Source organism: Phormidium sp. CCY1219, assembly GCF_055795085.1.
Genome location: NZ_JAYFEQ010000426.1, coordinates 1 through 23047 on the forward strand (window position 1 = coordinate 1; position 23047 = coordinate 23047).

Annotated in this window: 9 protein-coding genes; all 9 read right to left on the minus strand. The window is 52.4% G+C overall.

Annotation, left to right across the window (positions count from 1 at the left end; translation table 11 throughout):
• Positions 1-66: 66 nt before the first annotated feature.
• Complete coding sequence (locus AC0QH1_RS09685; RefSeq protein WP_324630871.1) at positions 67-1530, minus strand: hypothetical protein; 1464 nt, start codon at positions 1528-1530, stop codon at positions 67-69.
• An 84-nt stretch (positions 1531-1614) separates the two neighbouring features.
• Positions 1615-2778 carry a DNA replication/repair protein RecF gene (gene recF, locus AC0QH1_RS09690; protein ID WP_324630872.1) on the minus strand — a complete coding sequence of 388 codons (1164 nt, stop codon included), beginning with the start codon at positions 2776-2778 and terminating at the stop codon, positions 1615-1617.
• A 124-nt stretch (positions 2779-2902) separates the two neighbouring features.
• Positions 2903-5722: a cation-translocating P-type ATPase gene (locus AC0QH1_RS09695; protein WP_324630873.1), complete on the minus strand. Its 2820-nt coding sequence runs from the start codon at positions 5720-5722 to the stop codon at positions 2903-2905.
• A 750-nt stretch (positions 5723-6472) separates the two neighbouring features.
• Positions 6473-6991 (minus strand): helix-turn-helix domain-containing protein, encoded by a 519-nt coding sequence (locus AC0QH1_RS09700; protein ID WP_324630874.1) that lies wholly within the window; start codon positions 6989-6991, stop codon positions 6473-6475.
• An 88-nt stretch (positions 6992-7079) separates the two neighbouring features.
• The gene (locus tag AC0QH1_RS09705; RefSeq protein WP_324630875.1) at positions 7080-8195 is read right to left on the minus strand and encodes a hybrid sensor histidine kinase/response regulator; all 1116 of its coding nucleotides are present in this window, start codon (positions 8193-8195) and stop codon (positions 7080-7082) included.
• A gap of 1 nt (position 8196) precedes the next feature.
• The gene (locus tag AC0QH1_RS09710; RefSeq protein WP_324630876.1) at positions 8197-13875 is read right to left on the minus strand and encodes a PAS domain S-box protein; all 5679 of its coding nucleotides are present in this window, start codon (positions 13873-13875) and stop codon (positions 8197-8199) included.
• A gap of 33 nt (positions 13876-13908) precedes the next feature.
• Positions 13909-15015, minus strand: a complete 1107-nt coding sequence (locus tag AC0QH1_RS09715) for a hybrid sensor histidine kinase/response regulator (RefSeq protein WP_324630877.1) — start codon at positions 15013-15015, stop codon at positions 13909-13911.
• Positions 15016-15018: 3 nt separating this feature from the next.
• Positions 15019-19653, minus strand: a complete 4635-nt coding sequence (locus AC0QH1_RS09720) for a PAS domain S-box protein (protein ID WP_324630878.1) — start codon at positions 19651-19653, stop codon at positions 15019-15021.
• 568 nt (positions 19654-20221) lie between these two features.
• Positions 20222-22978 (minus strand): bifunctional acetate--CoA ligase family protein/GNAT family N-acetyltransferase, encoded by a 2757-nt coding sequence (locus AC0QH1_RS09725; RefSeq protein ID WP_324630879.1) that lies wholly within the window; start codon positions 22976-22978, stop codon positions 20222-20224.
• Positions 22979-23047: the final 69 nt, after the last annotated feature.

Genomic DNA, 23047 nt, shown 5'->3' on the forward strand with positions numbered 1-23047 from the left:
ACGGTGCGTGACGCCCGCACCGGGTTGGGTGATGTTCCCGATGATGGATGACGGGCGTCACACACCCTACGGGGAAGGATTGGGGTAGGGAGGGAAATGGGTGCGAAGGGTATCGAGCAATTCTCGTTCTAACTGCGCGTGAGTTTGCAATGCGGTTTCGAGAGTATCTTTAACTTCGGCAAAAGTATCCGCTGCATCCGCCGCACTTTCGCGGAAGGCGCGGCGTTGGGCTTCCATGAGAGAGAGACTCTGGGAAAAAAACTCCTGCAGACTTCCTTGATAGGTTTGGCTGAATTCGGCAAAATACCCTTCTACCGTTTGATTGGAATTCAATAGCACTTCATTGATTTCTTGCAACCCGCCAATCAGTTCGGTTTTCGCATCGCGCATCAAACCCGATGCTTGTTCCCCCACGGTTTCCAGGGTAGCGGATTGTTGGGTAAAGCTGCGATGGGATTGTTCGATAATCTCTAAGGTGCGCTGGTGCAGTTGCTGCAGCATTTGTTGCTCGATCGCCGCGCGATCGCGCAATGCTGCTTGCAGTTGTTCTCGCAGAGACTGCAGCAGTTGGGTTGCTGAGGTAGCACTTTCCGCAAATGCCGTTTGCTGGGCGGCGATACTCTCGCGACTTTCGGCAAATCCCCGTTGTATCCCTTCCCGGGTTTGGGTTAAAATGGCGGTGGTTTCTTCCTGGAATTGTGCGAGAGTCTGCTGGAAGGTATCGCTCGCGGTGCGAATTTCGGCAAACCCCTGAGTTTGCAGGGTATCCAGCGCTGTGGTGTAGTGGTGCAAGCGATCGCTCAGTCTGGGAAGGGCGGTGGCGATCGCCTCCAGGGTGGGAGCAACTTCCCGGGCGATCGCCACTCCTACCGCATCGGCGATCGCCTCTGACGTCAACCCCCCAGATACCGCCTCACCCCGCGTTCCCTTGGGCACAAATAACCCCTCGATTTGCCCCCGCAGCAGGGCGCGCTGTCTGCAGCGCACTGTATCCGCCACAAACAACACCACCGCAAACGCACTTCCCAATCCCAATCCCATCAAGGAACTGGAAAATGCTGTATTCATCCCCAACAGCAATTGTTTGATTCCTCCCAGCAATTCCGCCGAATCGTCAAACCCTAAATTCACCCCTTGCAAACCGCTTTGTATGCCATAAAATGTTCCCAACACCCCGATCGCCGTGCATAGGCTGGGCACAAATCGCAAGGAACTGCGCGGCAACTGGGTTAAAAATGCCGGATATTGTGCTAGAATAAAGTAATCTCCCCGTTGCTGTGGGTTTCCCCCCCGGTCGAGCAGCAGGTGCGATCGCATCCACTCGCCAATTCTCCCACTGGGCGCGGGGGGAACGGTTTCCCCTCTCCATTGTCTTAAAAACCTCAGCGCTGCCTGGGTGTGGCGCTTGTGCCACTCATACGCCGCCACGCCATACAGTTCCGCGCTAACGGCGAGGACAAACACCAGCAAAACGAGCCAATGAAATAGGGTATTTTCCCATATAATCTGCCAGATTTGTATCGCTTTCACACTGCACCCCTCGATTTGGTTTGGTTTCGGTTCGATTGTAACCCAATTTGGCGGTGAGGGGTGGTGCGTTACGGGGGAGAAAGATTAAGCGTCTGGCACAATTTGACCGGCTGTTACCGAGAGAATTTGCGAGGAGTGAATCCAATCTTGATGAAATGCGCCTAAATGTGTGGTGGCGATTAATGTTTGAAACCGTTCTTGGATTGCATCTAACAATTGATTTTGTCGCTTTGGGTCTAATTCGGCGAGGACGTCATCGAGGAGTAATACGGGAGGTTCGCCGACGATTTCTTCGATGAGTTTGAGTTCCGCGAGTTTTAAGGCCAGAACCAGAGTGCGCTGTTGTCCTTGGGAACCGAATTGGCGCACCGGTAGAGTGTTGAGGGTAAATTCGATTTCATCGCGATGGGGACCGACGAGAGAAGTGCCGCGATCGCATTCAGCGGGGCTAACATTGTGCAAGTTTTGCAAAAAAATCTGTCGCGCCCGGTCTGGATTTTCGCGCAAGAGCGTTTCCGCCATTCCTTCTACATTGGGTTGATAGTGGATGTGCAATTCTTCAGTGCGACCGCTAATCGCCGCGTGCCAGGTTTCTGCAATCGGAACCAGGCGGTCCAAGGCGCGCGATCGCCGCATCATCACCCGCACCCCCATCGTCGCCAATTGAGCGTCCCACAGAGCCAACTCGGTATTTTTCGACCGAGACATGAGATGCTCTCGGCTGGAATGTGCCTGTTGTTTGCGAAGTTCTTTTAAAAAAGCATTGCGCTGGCGCAAAACTTTGTTATACTGTTGTAAGATATGGGCGTAAAGCGGTTCGAGTTGCACCAGCAAGCCATCGAGCCAACTGCGTCTGCCCGCCGGTCCGCCTCGGACTAATTCCAGGTCCAAACTGGAGAATTGTACCACATTTAAGATACCCAGAAAATCAATATTGCGGCGACAAGCAACATCATTGACAGTGACGGTGCGGCGACCATTGCGACGCAGGGTGAGGCCCAGCGTCACCGCGCTATATTCCCGGCGCACAGAGGCGGTAATTTGCGCCAGATTTTGGCGATCGCGAATCAAGTCGCGATCGCGAGAGGCGCGGGAACTTTTCAGAGTAGAGAGCAACGCCACAGCTTCGAGCAAATTTGTTTTTCCCTGCGCGTTATCTCCCACTAAAATCGTCTTCGGGGCGATAAACTCCACTGGCTCATCCAAATAATTGCGAAACTGGCGCAGATGCAGGGCATTCACAAACATAATAGCTGGGGTAGTCGGGAAAGTACATTATATCATGTCTGGTGAAAAAATGGGCATCTGAACGCGGAAGAATTTTGCCTAGAGAAGGGAGAGTGGGCATGATTGCCCACCCAACAGTGAGCGGTTACTTTTGGCGATTGTTCACCAAGCGGACAAACAGTTTTTCCAACTCCACCCACACGAATAACAAGGCACTAAAGCCCATGCAAATCAGCAATTCCGTGCCGGTGATAATTTCAGTCCCGAAGAACTCGCGCAGGGGTGCTACATAAATCAGCATCAATTGCAGCAGGGTAGTAATCACCACAGCGCCGAGCACGAACGGATTAGAGAAGGGGTTAACTTCCAGGGTCAAGCGACTTTTCGATCGCACCGAAATCGCGTGGCCCATTTGCGCCACGCACAACGTCGTAAACACCATCGTTTTCCAGCGATCGGGAGACAAACCGCGCTCGAGGAGTTCCACATTTGTAGTGGCGTGAGTATAGGCCCAAGCCATCAGGGCGATGGAAATTACCGCAAACACGATCCCGATGCGAACCATGTACCACCCCAGACCGCGCGCGAAAATGCTTTCCCGGGGACTAAACGGCGGGCGATTCATCACATCCGGGGCCGGGGGTTCCACCGCCAGGGCCAGGGCCGGGAAGCCGTCAGTGACCAGGTTCATCCAGAGAATTTGCAGGGGCGTCAGAGGCACTTGGGGTAACGCCATCACCGGCGCTGCAGCGATGGTGAGGACCTCGCCGATATTCGAGCCGAGAATGTATTTAATAAAGCGGCGAATGTTAGTATAGACCACCCGACCTTCCTCCGTAGCGGCCACAATGGTCGCGAAATTATCGTCGAGCAGCACCATATCGCTGGCTTCTTTACTGACATCCGTGCCCGTAATGCCCATTGCAATGCCGATATCCGCTTGTTTGAGCGCCGGGGCATCATTTACCCCATCCCCGGTCATCGCCACGAATTTGCCCCGTTTTTGCAGGGCTTGGACGATTCGCAGTTTGTGTTCTGGAGACACCCGGGCGTAGACGCTCACCTGGCTGACTTCCTGCTGGAGTTCGTCCTGGGGCATGGTTTCCAGTTCTTGTCCCGTGAGAACGCGATCGCCTTCACTGGCAATGCCCAAATCGTAAGCGATCGCCTTCGCCGTGAGTTGGTGGTCCCCGGTAATCATCACCGGACGAATCCCCGCTTGGCGACATTTAGCCACCGCCGATCGCACTTCCGGACGGGGTGCATCGAGCATCCCCACCAAACCCAACCATACCAAGTCCCGTTCGCTCTCCTCTTCCGACCCTTCTGGAGGCATCGCATCCCACGTGCGGTAGGCAAACCCCAGAACCCGCAACCCCCGAGAGGCCAAGTCGTTATTTTGCTTTAAAATTTGTTGTCGATGTTCCTCGGTGAGAGGGGCACTCTCCTTCCCGACCTGAATTTTCGTGCAGCGCTCTAGGGTTAATTCCGGCGACCCTTTGGTAAACATCAGCAGAGGGTCGGAAGTGGGCAGCAGGGACGCATCCGAGCCATTTTTGTTCTCGCAGATCGCACTCATCCGCTTGCGCTCAGAAGAGAAGGGAAACTCTCCCACCCGGGGCATTTGCGTCTCGAAGCGGTCTTTGGTAATTTCCACCTTGCCCGCTAAAGAGAGCAGCGCCCCTTCCGTGGGGTCGCCCACGATCGCCCAATCATCTTGCTCGAATTGCAACACCGCATCGTTACACAGGACGCAACTGAGCAGCAGTCCCACCAGGTTGGGATACTCCGAGAGGTTCTGCAGGGTGACGGTGGTGCGATCGCCCTCGCTGACGAATTCCCCACTGGGTTTGTATCCTTCCCCAGTGACGCTAAAGCTGTGGGTGACAGTTTCTACCCGCTGCACCACCATTTTGTTTTGCGTCAGCGTCCCAGTTTTGTCCGAACAGATAGTGGTCACGGACCCGAGGGTTTCCACCGCCGGCAGTTTGCGAATTAAAGCATTGCGCTTCACCATCCGTTGCGTCCCCAGGGCTAAAGTAACGGTAATCACCGCCGGTAAGCCTTCCGGAACCACCGCTACCGCCATACTCAGGGAGACTTCGAGCAGGTTCTCGAAATTGCTCGATTCCAGCAGGGTGCCGCCAATCACGACAATCGCCACTAAAATTAAAGAACCCGTCACCAGCACATTGCCCAATTGGGTCATCCGCTGCTGCAACGGCGTGTCTTCGTCTTCCACTGATTGAATCATCTGGGCAATTTTACCCAGCTCGGTTTGCATGGCGGTGCCGGTGACGATCGCCGTCGCCCGCCCTTTCACCACTTCGGTCCCTTGAAAGACCATGTTGAGGCGATCGCCTAACGGGGTGTTTTCCTGCAAATCCACCCGCGCATCTTTCTCCACGGCGTTCGCTTCTCCCGTTAGCGCCGATTCGCGAATTTGCAGGTTAGACTCTTCTATGAGTCTCCCGTCTGCAGCTACCTGCACTCCCGCCTCGAGCAGCATCACGTCTCCGGGGACTAGCTCTTTAGCCGTCACTTCCAGGATTTTTCCGTCGCGCACCACCCGCACCAGGGGCGAGGCCAGGTTTTTCAGCGCCGCTAGGGCTTTTTCCGCTTTGCTCTCCTGCAGGTACCCCAGCACCCCGTTGAGGATGACGATAAGCAAAATTGCCACCGCATCTTTGGGAAAGTCGCCGTCTTGCAGGTCTAAAAATCCCGATACCACCGCTACGGCGATCAGCATCAGGAGCATGATATTTTTGAACTGATCGAGCAAGATTACCCAAGCATTGCGTCCGGCGGTTTCTTCCAGTTCGTTAGGCCCATATCGCTCCAGGCGCTCTGATGCCTGTTGTTTGGTTAAACCATTGTCGCGATCGCTCTGGAGTTGCTCCAGAGTCTTGTCAATCTCTAAAGTATGCCAAGCTCCCGCTATATCGGGTTGAGTATTTGCAGACATGAGTGTGTTTATGCTGAGCTAGAGAGTTTATCGGCACCGCACCCCAACCGGAACCCGCTGGAATGGGGGTGGGGAGGTTTGGGAAACTAGAGTTTAGGGTACACTTTCTCCCGACCTTTGGGAAACTGGGGCGCACCAATCGGATCCCTATCGGGTCGGGTGCGTGACGCCCCATCCTCGATTTTGCGATCCACCCACCCATTTTATCGGGGCGTCCCCTACCCTACTCGATTTTGTGGCGACTCTGGAGGGTCTCCAGTCTTGCCTGGGGGTTCTTTATTATTGTAGAGTTTCCCTTCTGTGCCTGCTGACTCTCCCCTTTCCCGGAAATTATCTTTCAATTTATTTACACTTAATTTGCATAACAATTAATTCATTTAATTTTTTTGACTTAGCCCGCGTGGTGTCTTTTCGTTTAAACTCCCTTTCTAATGTGCGGGTCTTTTTTATCGACTGCTTACCCCCAAAATGCAAATTAAATGTAGTACAACCTGATGGCGCGGCGGGCGGGTGGCAGAAGGCACCGTAAATCGCGATCGCGGTAGCTAGGGATTCCTCCTCGCCCCAAAATCGGGCAACTGTTTTGAATTTGACGGTTTTTTTCTTCTAATGCAGGGTATGATAAAATCTGGGAAAGAGTAAAAAAAATAGACAAACCGCTCCCCTCCTCCTGACAGGGCTTTGTCAGCAGGTCTCCTTTGATGATGGCGCAGGGCGCTTATCCGGTCAAACCATCCCCGGAAACTTTTTTTACCGCTTTTTTGCTTTGCGTCGCTTGGTCTTTTTTCCTACACTGTTTTCTCCGTCGCGGGAGTTCTCTGCGGTTTTTCTGGCGGACCTTCCTACCTGAAATCCCATTTGTTTCAGATAGTCCCACCCCCGTTGCATCGCCACGGGGCGGTTGATGCGCGCGGAAATCCATTCGGCGACTTTGCGGCTGTTCCACCTTTTGCCATCCGGGGCGGGACCTTGTAGGGCCTCCCACAGTTCCCCTTGCTGTTCCGGAGATAACAACGGTTCGGCACCGGGATTCTCGTGACGGCGATCGCCGAGTCCATCAATGCCGTATTTGTTATAGCGACGGGCAATTTGCCGAATCCAGTCTCGGCAATATCCGGTCACTGTTGCCACATCTTCCGTGGGCGTCCCTTGCGCTAACAGCCAGATAATCTGGTAATGAGTGCGTTCCACTGGATCTTTTGCCTTGCGATAGGAAGCTTCCAGCTCTTCCACACTCAAGTGCGGTTGGATAGTAATGCGTCTGGGCATCGGGAAAAGCTCTCCTTTGACAGTATAGAACAACTATAGTCCCGGATACAAGTCTCTGCCCAATCTCTACCCCAAATCGCGGAAATCCTTAATTGTTAATTGGTAATGCGCCCATCGGGAGCCACAGCGTAAAGGTACTACCGCGATTGACTTCGGTTTCTAGGGTAATTTCGCCGCCATGCAAATCAACCGCCTGCTTGACGATGCTCAATCCCAAGCCCGTACCGGAGATAGTGCCCACATTCGTAGCGCGCTCGAATTGCTCGAACAGTTTCTCGCGGTACTCCGGGGGAATGCCAATCCCTTCATCGGTGATGCGAAAGCAGATGCGATCGCCCCCCTCGGAGGTCACCGCCAAGTGAATCGTGCCCCCATCCGGGGAATATTTTATGGCATTAGAGAGCAAATTGCCCAGGATATGGCGCAGGAGTTTTCGATCCAAGCAGACTTGGGTTAAATCGCCACTGGCGGTAAATTCTAGCTTGTGGTTGGGGGTAGCGATCGCCACACACTCCTCGAGAAACCCTTGGCAAAATTCCACCACATCCAAAGGGGCGGGATTAAACTTCAGCTTTCCCGATTCTGCGCTACTTAGGGTTAAAAAATCTTCCAACAAAACGCTCATTTGGTGAATGGCTTCTCGAATCCGCTGAAAATGCTTTGACTTTTTCTCTTCGCTGAAGTTGTGCGAATAAAATTGTAGCAATTCTGCCGAAGTTTGAATTGCCGTCAGGGGAATGCGTAAATCGTGAGAGGCGATCGAAAGCAATCGGGACTTATTTTCCACCAAACTCTCGGCAGTTTTTAATAACTCCTGCAATTGCGACTCTTCCCGATGTTTTTTCAGTGCCATTTTAATTGCCGCATGCACTTCCCGGTCCTTAAACGGCTTGAGAATATACCCATAAGACCCACTACTTTCAGCGCGTTCCAAAGTTTCGTCATCCGCATAAGCGGTCACGTAAATCACCGGAATTTTGTAATAGTGGTGAATTTTAGTCGCGGTTTCAATCCCATCTAATTCCCCCTGAATCGCGATATCCATTAATACTAAATCCGGATATTTATCCGCCACTCTTTGCAGGGCATCTTCCCCCGAAGCCACGATATCAACCACTTCGTATCCCAGCTTTTTCAGCTTGCGGGATAACCCTTTGGCAATCAAAAATTCATCTTCGACAATCAAAATTTTTGCCTTGCTCATTTTACCACCTCTTTCGGTATTGACGTTCGGAAAATGTCAGGGTAAATGCCGTACCATTTTCCCGATGGAGTTCGATTTTCCCTTTGATTTGTTCGGTTAAGGTGCAAATTAATTCCATGCCCAAAGATTCCACGTGATGAAAGTCTAGATGTTCGGGGAAGCCAATCCCATCATCCCTGACAGTGAGGGTAATTTGCCCCTGAGTGTCTTGATGCAGGCTTAAGGATAGTGTACCGCTTCGATTGTCGGGAAACCCATGTTTCAGGGAATTGGTTAACAATTCGTTAACTATCAAGCCGCAGGGGTTAGCAGTTTCGATATTCAGAAAAACCGACTGGATATCCAGTTCTAGGCGGATGCGCTCTTCCCAGGAATTATAAGAAGAGAAGAGATTGTCCGCTAAGGATTCGAGATATTCGCCAAAATCGATTTTATCCAAACTGGTGGAACGATAGAGTTTTTCGTGGATTAACGCCATTGAATAGATGCGGGATTGACTGTCTTCGAGCAGTTTAATCAGTTGTGGGTCATCAGTATAGTCGGTTTGGAATTCCAATAGGTTGGAGACGATAAACAGATTGTTTTTCACCCGATGGTGAATTTCTTTGAGCAAGAGTTCTTTTTCTTTCAAAGCCGCTTTGGTTTGTTCTTCAGCCAAGACCCGATCGCTGATATCCACCCAATAGCCGATAATTTCCAGGGGATTGCCCGCCGCATCGCGCACCAGGTTCAAGCGATCGTAAATCCACAGATAGCTACCATCTTGACGTCGGAAGCGATATTCGTGGCTGTAATATCCGCGCTGGAAAAGCGGGGTCAAGCCGTGGGCGAAAATGTTCTCGGCGTCATCGGGGTGAACGCGATCGCGCCAAAAACCCGGGGTTTGCAGTTCCGCGAGAGAGTACCCGAGCAACTGACAGGCATTCTCACTGATAAAGGTAACGCGAAACTCCCTGGATGCTTCTAAACTATAGAGGACCCCGGGACTGGAAGACAGTAAATATTGTAACCGTTCCTGAGTTTTTTGTAACTCCAATTGAGCTTGTTTGGAGGCGGTAATATCGCTTTGAATCCCCAAATAGTGGGTGAGGGTTCCTCCTTCGTCGTAAATCGGTGACAGACTCAATTCGTTCCAGAACAACTCGCCATTTTTGCGGTAATTTCGCAAAATGACCGTGCAGGTTGTGTGGGATTGAATGGCGGATTTGAGTTGTTGAATCGTGGATTGTTCGGTATCGGGACCTTGGAGAAAGCGACAATTGCGCCCGATCGCTTCAGCGGCGCTGTATCCCGTCATGCGCTCGAATGCGGGGTTAACGAACACCACCGGCATATCTGGCATGCGGGCATCAGAAATCGCGATCCCATTGGTACTCGCGGCGATCGCCCGTTCGAGCAATCGCAATCGTTCTTCCACCTGCTTGCGATCGGTAATATCCGACGCCGCACCGAGAATTTGCTTCACCTTGCCATCATTTGTCCGTGCGAATACTTTATCGCGACTCATCAACCAATGCCAATTGCCGCGCACATCGCGCAGTCGATATTCCAGTTCCAAAATCTCCTCATCAGTTGCCCTTTGCAACTGTCGATGATGTGCGGCAACTTTGGGTAAATCCTCGGGATGAACCAACAATTCGAGGATTTGCAACCCCATTTCCTGAAACTGGGTTCGGCTGTATCCCAGGATTCTGCCGATTTCGCGGTTGATGTAGATATTTCGCCGTTCGATGAGGTCGTAAATATATAAACTATTCGGACTGGTTTCGGTTATTTGTTGAATAAAATGCTGGTGTTTTTGCAGTTGCAGTTCCGATTTTTTCCGCTCGGTGATATCCAGTGCCGCCCCGGTAATGCCGATAAGTTCTCCAGCTTCATCAAACAACGGATCTAGGGTTAAATCGTAACAGCGCATATCGGCGTTTATTCCCACCACCACTTCTTGGCGAAGACCGATTTTGGTGGCTAAAACTTGGCGTTTGAGTTGAGTTAATGGGGCGGCATATTCCGGGGACAATAAATCATTATCGGAGTGGCCGAGAACCGCCTCGGCAGTATATCCGAAGCCCGGATTGTAAAGCCAAGTGTAGCGCAAATCCAGGTCTTGATTGAACGCCACAATCGGCGAATTTTTCAGAGCGATGCGAAAGCGTTCTTCGCTGTAGCGCAAGGCTTCTCGAGCTTGGATGCGATCGCCAATATCTTCCACCACAGCGATAAAATACTCCGGTGCCCCAGAGGAATTGCGAACCAAAGAAGTGGTCAAATTCCCCCACACGCTAGTGCCATCGCGGCGAATGTAGCGCTTTTCTTGGAGGTAGCTTTCAATCTCTCCGGCTAACAGTTGTCTCACCCATTCCTTGTCGGTGACAAAATCGCTGGGATGAGTAATATCGAGACAGGTTTTGCTCGAGAGTTCCTCGGGAGAATAGCCGAGAAAATCGCAGAATTTTTGATTGACCTGAAGAAAGTGCCCATCGACTCCCACTTGGAGAATGCCCACGGCAGCTTGCTCGAAAATCGCCCGGAAACGCCGCTCGCTTTCGCGTTGAGCGGCGAGCAATTGGGCTTGAGAAATGGCGATCGCCACTTGATTGGTTAGCTGTTGCAGCAGTTCGATTTCAAAAGTCGTCCAATGGCGAGAATCGCAACAATGATGTGCGATAATCAATCCCCAGAGTCGGTCGGTTTGTACGATGGGAACCACTAATTTTGCCCGCACCTGCCATTGTTGCAAAAATTCCAACAAACAAGGAGTATTTTCCCCATAGGCGCGTTCCACATCAGCGATCGCCCTCACCTTGCCTTTAGCATAGTCTTGGTGGTATTCTGAGGGAAACACTTCTTCGGGAAAATCGGTATTTAAAATAGCCGGCCACGGGGGGAGAACCGCTTCGGCGATCGTGCTGCCGGTGTTATTTTCATGTACCTGATAAATCAACACGCGATCGCAGCCGAGAATTTTCTGCACTTCCGTAACGGTGGTTTGCAGAATTTCTTTTAAATTCAACGATTGACGAATTTTTAACGTCATATCGGCGAATAATTCCGAGGTGACATTTTGCCGCAGCAGTTGCGCTTCGGCGGTAGTGCGCTCGCAGATTTCTATGGTGAGTCGTTCGTTCGTCTTTTGTAACTCAGCCGTGCGTTCCTCCACCAAGCTTTCTAATTCTTGATTGAGAAACTGCAACTGAGTTTCCAATTGCTTGCGATCGGTGATATCGCGGGCCACGGCATAAATTAACTCATCGTCATAGGGAATTGCTTTCCAAGCCAACCAGCGATAAGATCCATCCGCACATCGGTAGCGATGTTCCAGGTTATCCGTGGGAATGCCCCAGGATAAGCGTTCCAGTTCCGCCCTCGTGGCACTGATATCCTCCGGATGCACGAATTCGAGGGGGGAGTTGCTGAGCAATTCCGTTTCGCTATAACCCAATAGCTGCCGAAACCGGGGATTGAGCCGCTTAAAATACCCATCGGTGCCGGCAATGCAGAATAAATCCGGAGACAGATGGAAAAAGCGGTCTAATTGGGCTTGCGCTTGCAAGCGTTCCACCGCGTTGGCGAGGCACAGGGCCATTCCCTGGAGAAAATCGATTTCATCGGCACTGAAGCGGCGCAGTTCCCTACTGTGAGCGCTCAATATCCCGAAGGGGGTTTCTTTCCCCGGGATAACCGTGCTGATGCCACTAATAATCCCATGTTCGTGCAGCAGGGCAGTGTCGCTAAAGCGGGTTTCCAGGCGCAAATCTTCCACGATGGTCGGTTCGTTCGCCATAAGGGTATAGCCGGCTTGGGATTTGCCACCGGCACTCACCGTGGCGGATCCGACGATGCCCGCGCGCCACCCCACCCCGGCGATGGTTCTCAGGGCGACACGGTTGGGCAGCAGTTCGGAAATTTGCGTATATTCCACGTTTAAAATGTCCGCCACTTGTGCGACGGCTTCCTCCATCAGCAGCGACAAGGAGGTATCGGCGCGCAAGGCAAACTGAGCGAATTCGGCGATCGCTTGCTGCTGACGGGCGCGAATTTTCAGTTGCGCTTGGGCCGCTTGGCGCTGTTGCAGTTCGGTTTGGGCGGTTTGGTAGAGTTCGCATTGTTTCAGGGCGACGCCTAAGTGGCTGACCAGTTTTTCCAGTAAGTCCGTTTCCCAGTCTTGCCACTGACGCGGTTCTCGGCATTGGTGGGCACTGAGCAAGCCCCATAATTCGCCGCCGTGGAGGATGGGAACGATGATTTGGGCGCGAATTTGCAACTGTTCCAACAGTTCTCGGCGATCGGGGGTTCCCGGGGCGGTGTAGATGTCCGTCACCTGTCGCACCCAACCCTGTTTATAGGGTTCCATCGAGATGGCGCAAAAGCAGGAGTGGGGAATTTCTTGCCCCAGTAAGGAGGAGTATCCGGGGGCGACAGACTCGGAAACTACCCTTCCCCTCCACTGGGAATCGAAGCGATAAATCGAGGCGCGATCGCACTGCAGCAACTGGCGCACTTCGCTGACGGTGGTGTGGAGAAACTCTTCGAGGTTGAGGGATTGGCGAATTTTCAGGGTCAGTTCTGCCAAGAGGCGATCGCACTTTGCCTGCTGTTGTAAGTCTTGGTTGCACGAGTGAGCCACTTGTTCTAATTCGCGATTGCGCTGCTGTAACAGTTCCTCGTTCTCGGTTTCCAATCGCGCGATTTTCTGTTGCAAGCATTCTACCATGCTGTAGAATTCCACCGGTTCGAGGGGTTTGAGCAAACTGCTTTGGGTGAGAATCCCCTGCAAGGTGCCGCGATCGTCGGTGACTGCTAAGCGGCGGATGCCATATTGCTGCATTTGCTGTTGCGCCTCCCACAGGGTATCCCGGGGGTTTACCGCAAACAGGGGCGCACTCATCACCTCAGCCGCACACAGGCGCGATAGATTCAATCCGAGAACCTCATATTGCACGATATCCCGTTCGGTGACAATCCCCTGGGGGATGGGGGTTGCGTCGGTGGAGGAGTGCGGTTCTTCCACGATGACGATACTGCTAATGTGGTGCTTGGCCATTAATTGGGCTAATTCTGCCACCGAGGTGGTGGGGGAAGCGCAGATGGGGGCGGGATTCATCGCTTCGCTCACGGTTCGCAAGCGCAGCAGAGTGTGGGGTTGCAGCATTTGCCCCAGCCGGTGGGCGGTAATCACGCCGAGGAGGTCTCCGCTTGGGGTTAAGACGGGCAGGTGGCGAATCTGATTGTCCCGCAGGATGGAGAGGGGGGTGAAAATATCGCGATACTGCGATCGCTTTAAGGTGCGAAGCGGTTGGGTCATCACTTCGCCGATGGTTGTCCCGGTTAAGGGGGTACCGCTGGCGGCGAGGCGCACCCCATCGCTTTCGGTGAAGATGCCGATGGGTCGGTTGTTTTGCACGATTAAGGCGTAGCTATCCGAGGCGATCGCCCGGATTAGCTCTTCTCCCGGGGCAAGGTCACAGTGACTCCCCAGGCGACCGTTCATCTGGCACAATACTTCTAGCAGGGGCTTCTCCGGTGCTACGGTTAACGGAGTGCGATCGAGCAGATCGTCTAAGGCGGGAGAGTACAAGGGCAAAAGATTCGCTGGCATGATGGGCGTTCGCAGATGTTTGCAGGCGATCGGATTTTCCACCGACTTGCCCCACATTTTATCATGCTGATATGACCTTGCCATCGCCGATGCAAAACAGGAGCAGACCTCAGGAGGTTACTTGGCCACGGCGTTTTCCGGTAAGGTGACGATAAAGGTTGTGCCTTTGCCCACTTCGCTCTCCACGGTAATTTTTCCTCCTTGTAATTCTACCGCTTGTTTGACGATGGATAAACCTAAGCCAATGCCTTTAATGCTGCCTACATTGCTCGCCCGTTCAAAGCGATCGAAAAGTTTGGCTAAATGTTCTGGCGGAATGCCAATTCCTTCATCGCTGACGCGCAACGCGATCGCTCCCTCTTCGCTACTCGCAGATACGGTGATGGTTCCACCTTCCGGGGAATATTTAATCGCATTGGAAAGCAAATTGGCCAAAATATGACGCAGCAGTTTTTCATCCAGATAGGCGGGAAGACTCTCCGCTGACGTCTGAAAAGCCAAGGTATGTTTATTCGTGGCCACTGCTTTGAATTCTTCCACTAATTCTCGCACGAAATCCACCCCATCTAAAGCCTTGGGTTTCAGTTCCAATTTCCCCGATTCGGCTTTACTCAACATCAGCATATCTTCGAGCATCTGGGTCATGGTTTTCGCTGCCCCATAGATGCGATTGAAATGTTTTGATTTTTTCTCCTCGCTGAATTTGTGGCTGTAATGTTCCAGCAGTTCGGCGGAAGATTGAATCGCTGTCAGCGGAGTGCGAAGGTCGTGGGAAATGATAGAAAGGTAGCGGGATTTATCGTCTTCTGTTTCTTTTGCTTGGGCTAACAATTCCCGCAACTCGCAGTCTTCTTGATGTTTTTTGATGGCGCGTTTAATCGTCACCTGCAAGTCTTTTTCTTTGAAAGGCTTAATCAAATAACCATAAGAATAGGTTTTGTCCGCCCGCTCCAAAGTATCGTCATCGGCATAGGCGGTGGTGTAGATGATGGGAATATTTCGGTTTTCGTTGATTTTGGCAGCAGTTTCGATGCCATCGATTTCTCCTTTGATGGCAATATCCATTAAAATTAAATCCGGCTGCATTTCGGCCACACTGTGCAGCGCCTTTTCGCCAGAAGTGACGATATCCACTACACTGTAGCCGAGTTTTTCCAGCTTGCGCGCTAGGTTTTTGGCAATCAGTAGCTCGTCTTCAACAATTAAAATACTTAAGGAATTCATGGCTTAAAACCTCTGGGAATAATTGAGTTCAAAAAACCTGACGTGAAACGTGGTTCCAGCTTGGCGGTTGAGTTCGAGTGTGCCTTCTAATTGGTCGGTGAGGGTATCCACGAGTTGCAATCCCATTGAGGTGGTTTTGCGAAAGTCTAACCCCTCGGGAAAGCCCACTCCATTATCTTCCACAATTAAGTGAATTGACCCGCTGCTGTCTTGATGACATTTTACCCTAACTCGTCCTTGGATGCCATCGGGAAATGCATGTTTCATTGCGTTGGTGACTAATTCATTCACGATTAGTCCGCAAGGTCCGGCGGTTTCGATATTCACTAAAATCGGTTCGGTCTCCAGGCACAGTTGTATCCGCTCCTCATTGATAGTGTAGGATTCAAATAAATTGGTGGCCAGGTCGGCGAGATATTCGCCTAAGTCGATTTGGCCTAAATCTGTGGATTGGTAAAGTTTTTCGTGAATTAGCGCCATCGAAGAAATCCGGTGTTGGCTTTCTGCGAGGAGTTTGGTAAGCTGGGGGTTTTCGAGTATGTCGGCTTGCATTTCTAGTAAGCTGGAGACTACGTAAAGGTTATTTTTGACGCGATGGTGGATTTCTTTGAGCAAGATTTCTTTCTCTTTTAGGGAGGCTTTGATTTTTTCTTCGGCTTGGAGGCGATCGCTAATATCAATCCCTACGGAAACGCAGGCTTTTCCCTGTTGGTACTTTTGCGCGGCGATTAAGTAATGGGAGGATTGACCCTCGATATCTACATTAATGGTGGCGCGATCGCTGGTGTTGGGGGAATTAAAGAAATTGGCAATAAATTCGGCAAATTGGGTATTGCGATCGCGAAATCCCACCGCTTGACCGACGATGGTTTCCGAACCTTGATGAAATGCGGCGGCTAACTGCTGATTCACCCCAAGATAGTACAAATCGGAACTAATCCAAGATACCAACCCGGGCACTGCATCTAAAACCGCTTGCAATTGGTCTTTTGCTTGTTGCCATGCTTGTTCGGTGAGCTGACGTTCTTTCCCTAGGGCGATCGCCGCCGCCGCCGAAGTTAAAATGCCGATTTCTAAAGAAGTCCATTCTCGAACTTCCACGCAGTTATCAAACCCAATCAATCCAAAAAACTCTCCTTGAACCATCAAGGGTAAAATCAAAATCGATTTAATGTCTTGGGGTTCTAATACCGCGCGTTCCGATGGAGGAAAGTCGGCCACATTTCCCTGAATAATTTCTCCTTGACTTAATATTTCTTCCCAGCGAGAACATCCCATGTCTCTATAGGAGAAATTTTGTAAGTCCGGATTGTCGATTTGGGGGGAAATTCCCGGGGCGCACCATTCGGCTTTTTGACTGGAGATCGGGTTTCCATTTGCATCGCGGTGGTTTTCAAATACATAAATCCGACTGGCTTGGGAAATCGGTCCGAGGATCGATAAAATTAGCTGGTACAAATCTCGATTTACCGGGGCGGCGAGAAGCTGTCGCTGCACTTCTACTAAGGCGACTAAATAGCGATCGCGCTGTTTGAGTGCGGCTTCGGCTTGTTTGCGATCGGTAATGTCGCGACAAACGCAAACCAATCCCACGCCTTCAATTAAGGTGAGAGAAACTTCTTCAGAAAAAATAGACCCGTCCCGTTTTTTTGCCGTGGCTTCTCCGCGCCAATGTCCGCTGGCTCCTAAAATGGGAAATACTTCGCGCTCGAACCGGGAAATTTCCTCGGCATCGTACAAGTTTTGCCAGTTTTTTCCCAACAATTCTGCGGCGCTGTCGTAACCAAACAGCCGCACGTGCGCCGTGTTTAAATAAAGGTATTCCCCCCGTTCGGTGAGTACGGCAATTCCATCGCTAGCGGCTTCTACGGCGGCTAATTTTTGTTTCAGTGCCGCCTCGGCTTCCTGACGCCTGAGGTCGTTGCGATAGGCTTCGATAATATTGGCGCAGGTGGAGAGAAAGGGTTGCAAATACTCCACCATCTGCATATCGTAGCCCTCGGAATGGTTGGCAATGGCAATGGCTCCTACCAGTCGATTTCCCAGATAAAACGGCACGCCCAAAAAGGCATGAATGGCGGGTTTTTCTCCGCTGTTGGCTTGGCAATTTATCGGGCAGGTTTTTGCCTTGTTGCGGGGGTAAATTATCGGCTTTTCCGTAGCAATCACCGATTGAAGTAAGGCGGTTAAAGCCCGGTTATAATCCCTCGACTCATCGAGATTATTTTCGCGTATTTCCAGGGTCTTCAGTTCCGGGGAATGGCGAGTTTTTAGGTAAGCGCGATCGCACTCATAGTCTCCCGCCCCGGTGGGAAAAACTTCCGCGATCGCCCCATATTCGCTGTCGGTAATCTGGAGCAGATTGTCTAGCAATTGTGCGAATAAGGTAGGTTTGTTCTTTTGGGCAATGAATTCCGATTGCGCCGCACTAATCCCTTGCAATAAGTGATTGCTACTTTGCAGGTATTTTTCCACCAGCTTGCGATCGCTGATGTCTCTTTGAATCACCATAAGATAAGTAAAATTTCCCTCTTCATCGCGCACCACCGACCCCGAACAATCCATAATCGCCACCCGACCATCTTTGCGAATCACTTCCACTTCCTGACGAGTGGTACCGCCCTGGAGGAGAATGGGAAATTCTGCTGCAAAGCACCCTTGCGAGTTCGGGGTGAAAAATCGATCCAGTCGATGACCGATGACTTCGCTTTCACTATAGCCTGATTGGGCAAAGGCGGCGGGATTGGCTTGTAAAATGATGCCGTTGATATCCACCAGGTAAATAAAATCCGGTGCCGCTTCAAATAAAGAGCGAAATCGCCGTTCGCTTTCGCGCAAGGCTTCTTCGGCTTTTTTGCGCTCGGTAATATCGATTCTAATCGCTAAATATTGAAAGGGTTTGCCGGTGTGGTCCATAAACGGAACAATGGTGGTATCTACCCAATAAACTTGACCGGTTTTGGATTTATTTCTCACTTCTCCCTGCCACACTCGACCGCTAGAAATTGTCGCCCACATCTGTTGAAAAAACGCCGTGTCGTGATAGCCGGAATTGACCAGTCGGTGGGTTTGCCCGATGAGTTCGGCGCGGGAATATTCGGAAAGCTGGCAGAATTTATCGTTAGCATAGGTAATCCTGCCTTGCGGGTCGGTAATCGCAACAATAGCGGCGCGATCGAGGGCGAATTTTTGAAATTCTAGCTCGTGGAGCGCTTTTTGCAACTGTTGTTCTGCTTGCACGCGATCGGTAACGTCGCGGGAGGTACTTTGTATTTCTGCGATCGCTCCCTCGGCGGAATTTCGCAGCGATCGCGCGGTGGATTCCAGCCACAAATAATATCCCTGGCGATGACGCACTCGAAAAGTATAAATACCCCGATCTGGAATCTGGCAAGCCAAACCCTTGCCGGATGTGAATGCGGGCAAGTCATCCGGGTGCAAGAACTCGATCGCAGAGCGCCCCAAAAGTTCTGACGGTTGGTATCCCAGCACTCGAGTGCAAGCTGGAGAAACATACAGTAACGTGCCATCCACCCGCAGTCGGGCGATAATATCGGTGGAATTTTCTGCCAACAGCCGAAACTGGGCTTCGCTCTCGCGCAGGGACATTTGCGCTTGCCGGCGATCGCGTTGCCACTGTTGTTCCAACTTGTCCCGCGCTTGTACCTCGGTTGCCAGTGCTCGCTGGTGATGTTCCAGCAGTTGCACCTTTTCCCGTTTCAGTTGGCAGACTTCTTCCTGCAACACCTGGATAATCCGATACATTTCCATCGGATCGAGCGATCGCAGCACGCTACTTTGGGTGACAATTCCGAGCAGTTCTCCGCCACTTCCCGTCACCACCAACCGTCTCACCCGATATTGCTGCATTTGCTGATGCGCCTCCCACAAGCTATTCTCGGGACTAACCGTCAATAACGGCCCGCTCATCACCCCCTGCGCTTCGAGAAGCTCCAGATCCAGGGCGAACAGCTGAAACTGCACCAAGTCTCGTTCGGTAATTATCCCCAACGGTTGCAGCATTCCGGCGGCGTCAGGTTGCGCGATCGCCACACAGCTTACCCGATGCTGCGCCATCAGTTGCGCGATCTTCTGCACCGAGGTGTGCGGCGGCGCGTGAATCACCGACTCCACCATCACTTCCCCCACCTGGCGCAATCTCAGCAAGTTCGCCGGTTGCAGCACCTCGCGCAGTCGTTCTCTCGTCACCACCCCGATGACTTCCCCGCCATCGTCCAATATCGGCAGGTGGCGAACCGAATGCTGTCGCATCAACGATAACAGGCCAAAAATATCCCGATACTCCCCTTGGTTGAAGCAAACCACCGATTGGCTCATCACCTCACCTAGGGTCAGGTCTTCCAGGGAGTGTTTCGCCGCACTCAGGCGCACCACATCCCGTTCGGTAAAAATGCCCACCAGTTGCCGATTGTCCTTCACCAGCACGTAGGAAGTGCGCCCGATCGCCCCGCCAGGGTCGCGATCGCTGCCTTCTCTTTCCCCGAATTTACACTGACTGCCCACCCCCCGGTTCATGCACGCCAGAACCTCCACCACTAACACCTGCGGCGGAAGACACAAAAAAGCGCGATCGAGGATTTGCTCGAGTGCAGGAGAATAAACAGGTAGGTTCGACATGAGCCTGGGGATAAACGCGAATTTAACAGGGATTCGGTGCGATATCGGCGCTGAAGCAAGGCCAAAATCCCGGAACTGCGAGAATTTCTATGGGCCGCGCGATTCGGTTGTCGCTTCAGCACCCGGTGGCGCACTACGCATTATTATGGCTTTACCCGCTTACCTGTAGCATCAGCTATATTGCTGATTCTCATCGCGGAACCCACCGCGATTCTACGGAACTTTGACCCCGATTCTCAGTGAATGGGGTTCGGTATTTTTGGCTAGATCCCCCGTCGTGCTCTGCTAGCCCACCGCCCGTCATCGACGATCGCCCACCATCCCCCCTTGACCCCGACGGCGATCGCCACCGGTGCGATCGCGAGGCTTCGGTGGCGGTAAAATAAAACAGAGTGAAAGATCCGCAGGCATAATCTCACCGTAGGGTGCGTCACCCCCGCCAACCCATCCCCGGCGCGATCGCCAAATCAAATCCGGGGGTGACGCACCCCCCCAATTTTGTGCGAAGGCAAAACATCAAGAGGGGCGTTCCCAGCATGTGCTGGGAACAAGTGACGCAGACGCGATATTACAGGTCGATTTGGGCTTTCACCACATCATCCATGCGTTGCAGGTTAAAACCGAGCTTAACGCACAGATGTTGCATTTCCACATTTTCTGGCAGAATATCCGCAGTGATGCGGCTGACATTTTCATCCCGCGCCACTTGCAGCAACTGTTCGAGCAACTTGGTACCCAACCCGAGACCTTGATAGCGATCGGCTACCAGCAGGCCGAATTCTGCCTCATCAGTACCGTGCAACCTCGTCAGACGACTGAAGCCGAAAATGTAGTGTTCGCCGGTTTCCGGGTCGCGGTGGTCGCCCACCAAAGCCATTTCGCGATTGTAGTCGATAAAGCAAATCCGCGCTAACCGTTCGTGAGAAATGCGGCGGCTGAGTTTGAGCAGGTGGAAATAGCGGAAATACACCGAGCGATCGCTCAGGCTCTCGTGGAACTTCACCACCAGCGGTTCGTCCTCGGGACGGATCGGGCGAATCTTCACCAAAGTGCCATCCTTCATCGACCAGGGGAACACGTACTGCGCCGGATAGGGACGAATCGCCGGTTTGGGCAACTCCTCCTCGCTCATCTCGCGATCGTGCAGAACCACCCGCGCATCTAAGGCAATAATGCGCTCCGCCGATGCCAGCAGGGGGTTGATATCCGTTTCTTTAATCCACGGCTGTTCCACCACCAATTGGCTAAAGCGCACCATCAACTGCTCTAACTCGGTCAGATTCACCGGTTCGCGTCCGCGAATGCCCTTCAGCGCCTTGTATATTTTCGTTTGTTCCATCATCCGGCGCGCCAGGGTGGTATTCAGGGGTGGCAGACCCAGGGCGCGGTCTTTATACACCTCCACCAACTGACCCCCGGTGCCAAACAGCAACACCGGACCAAACTGCGGATCTAGGGTGCTGCCCACGATCAGTTCGTAGCCGTCGAACTTAATCATCTGCTGCACCGTCACTCCTTGGAAATGTTCGGCACCGACTTTTTCTTTCACCGCTTGCTCGATCGCGGTGTAAGCAGAGCGCACTTCTGACTCATTGGCCAAATTCAACCGCACGCCGCCCACATCGGTTTTGTGAGTAATCGTGGAGGAATACAGCTTCAGCACCACCGGATAGCCAATTTCTCCGGCAAACTGCACCGCTTCATCTTCGCTGTGGCAAATCCGGGTTTCCACCGTGGGAATGCCATAAGCGGCAAAGAGCTGTTTCGATTCAAACTCGGTGAGCAGGGTGCGGTTTTCTTCCCGCGCTCGATTGATAATTTTCTCAGCCAAGGCGCGATCGGGCGCATTTTCATCATCATCCCCGGGCAAAATCGGCGTCTCGTAAAGCCCCCGCAGGTTGTAGCTATAGCGCCACATATAATTGAACAACCGCGCCGCCGTATCCGGATAAGGAAAGGTGGGAATGCTCGCTTGGTTGAGAATATGCGCCCCGGCGCTCACTTCTTCTCCCCCCATCCAACTGGCTAACACTGGCTTGTTTTTGATGTGCGCGTATTGCTTCAGCTTCTCCGCCGTTGCCGTGGGATCGGTCATCGCTTGCGGGGTCATAATCACCAGCATCCCGTCGCTTTGCGGGTCGTTGGCCGCTTTTTCCAGGGTTTTGGCATAGCGTTCCGGTTCCGCATCTCCCAAAATATCGATCGGGTTGCTGTGACTCCAGTGTTTCGGTAAAAACTGGTTGAGTTCTTCGATGGTTTCTGAGGAAAGTTCCGTGAGCTGCCCGCCTTCGGTAATCAAGGCGTCGGTGGCAATTACCCCCGGTCCGCCAGCATTGGTGAGAATGGTTAAATGCGGGCCTTTGGGACGCGGTTGCTTCGCTAGCACTTCCGCCATGTAGAACAGGTAGGAAATATTGTTTACCCGCAGTACCCCGGTGCGCCGGAACGCAGCATCCAGCACTTGGTCGCTACCGGTGAGTGCCCCGGTGTGGGATGCCGCCGCTTTCGCCGCCGCTTCGGTATGCCCGACTTTAATCACGATAATCGGTTTGCTCAGGGCCACTTCTCGCGCGGCGGAGAGAAATCCCGGCGCATCGCCAATCGATTCCATATAAATCACAATGCTCTGGGTGCGCGGATCGTCGCCGAGGTAGTAAATTAAATCCCCCCACCCCACGTCGAGCATCGACCCAATGGACATAAAGGCACTAAAGCCTACGTTTTCCCGCAAGCTCCAGTCGAGAATGGCGGTACAGAGGGCACCGCTTTGACTGATAAAGCCCACGTTGCCCGGTTTGGCCATTCTGGTGGCAAAGGTGGCATTCAGCCCGCTCAGGGGACTCATTACCCCGAGGCAGTTCGGTCCGATAATCCGCATTTTACCCCGACGGGCGCGATCGAGAATTTTTTGCTCCAGTTCTACCCCCGCAGGTCCGGTTTCTTTAAAGCCGGCGGAGATCACGATCGCTCCTTTGACTCCCGCCTCCACGCATTCGCTGATAATGTCGGGAACTGTGGGCGCAGGGGTGACGATTACGGCGAGATCCACGGGATCGGGCACCGCACCAATATTGCGATAGGCTTTGATCCCCAGTACGCTGGCACGCTTCGGGTTCACGGGAAACACCGCACCGCCAAAGGGATTGCTAATTAGGTTGGAGACGATGGTGCGCCCGACGCTGCCCGGTTTTTCCGTCGCCCCAATCACGGCGACGTTTTTTGGGGCAAAGATGGCGTCGAGGGGTTGACGTTCGTATCGCAGCACGTCTTGGTTGGGGATGCTGCGCTGTTGGTTTTGCGCTGTGGGTGCGATCGGTTGTTGCATGGTTCGCTCCTGTTTCTGTGATTGAACTGTGAATCGGTTTCGTCTTTAGATTGATTTTGGCATGAGCAA

Excerpts from the sequence above, each read along its gene's own strand:
- AC0QH1_RS09715 (WP_324630877.1), bottom strand. The coding sequence starts at position 15,015 with ATGAATTCCTTAAGTATTTTAATTGTTGAAGACGAGCTACTGATTGCC.
- AC0QH1_RS09705 (WP_324630875.1), bottom strand. The coding sequence starts at position 8,195 with ATGAGCAAGGCAAAAATTTTGATTGTCGAAGATGAATTTTTGATTGCC.
- AC0QH1_RS09720 (WP_324630878.1), bottom strand. The coding sequence starts at position 19,653 with ATGTCGAACCTACCTGTTTATTCTCCTGCACTCGAGCAAATCCTCGAT.
- AC0QH1_RS09700 (WP_324630874.1), bottom strand. The coding sequence starts at position 6,991 with ATGCCCAGACGCATTACTATCCAACCGCACTTGAGTGTGGAAGAGCTG.
- AC0QH1_RS09725 (WP_324630879.1), bottom strand. The coding sequence starts at position 22,978 with ATGCAACAACCGATCGCACCCACAGCGCAAAACCAACAGCGCAGCATC.
- AC0QH1_RS09695 (WP_324630873.1), bottom strand. The coding sequence starts at position 5,722 with ATGTCTGCAAATACTCAACCCGATATAGCGGGAGCTTGGCATACTTTA.
- AC0QH1_RS09710 (WP_324630876.1), bottom strand. The coding sequence starts at position 13,875 with ATGGCAAGGTCATATCAGCATGATAAAATGTGGGGCAAGTCGGTGGAA.
- recF (WP_324630872.1), bottom strand. The coding sequence starts at position 2,778 with ATGTTTGTGAATGCCCTGCATCTGCGCCAGTTTCGCAATTATTTGGAT.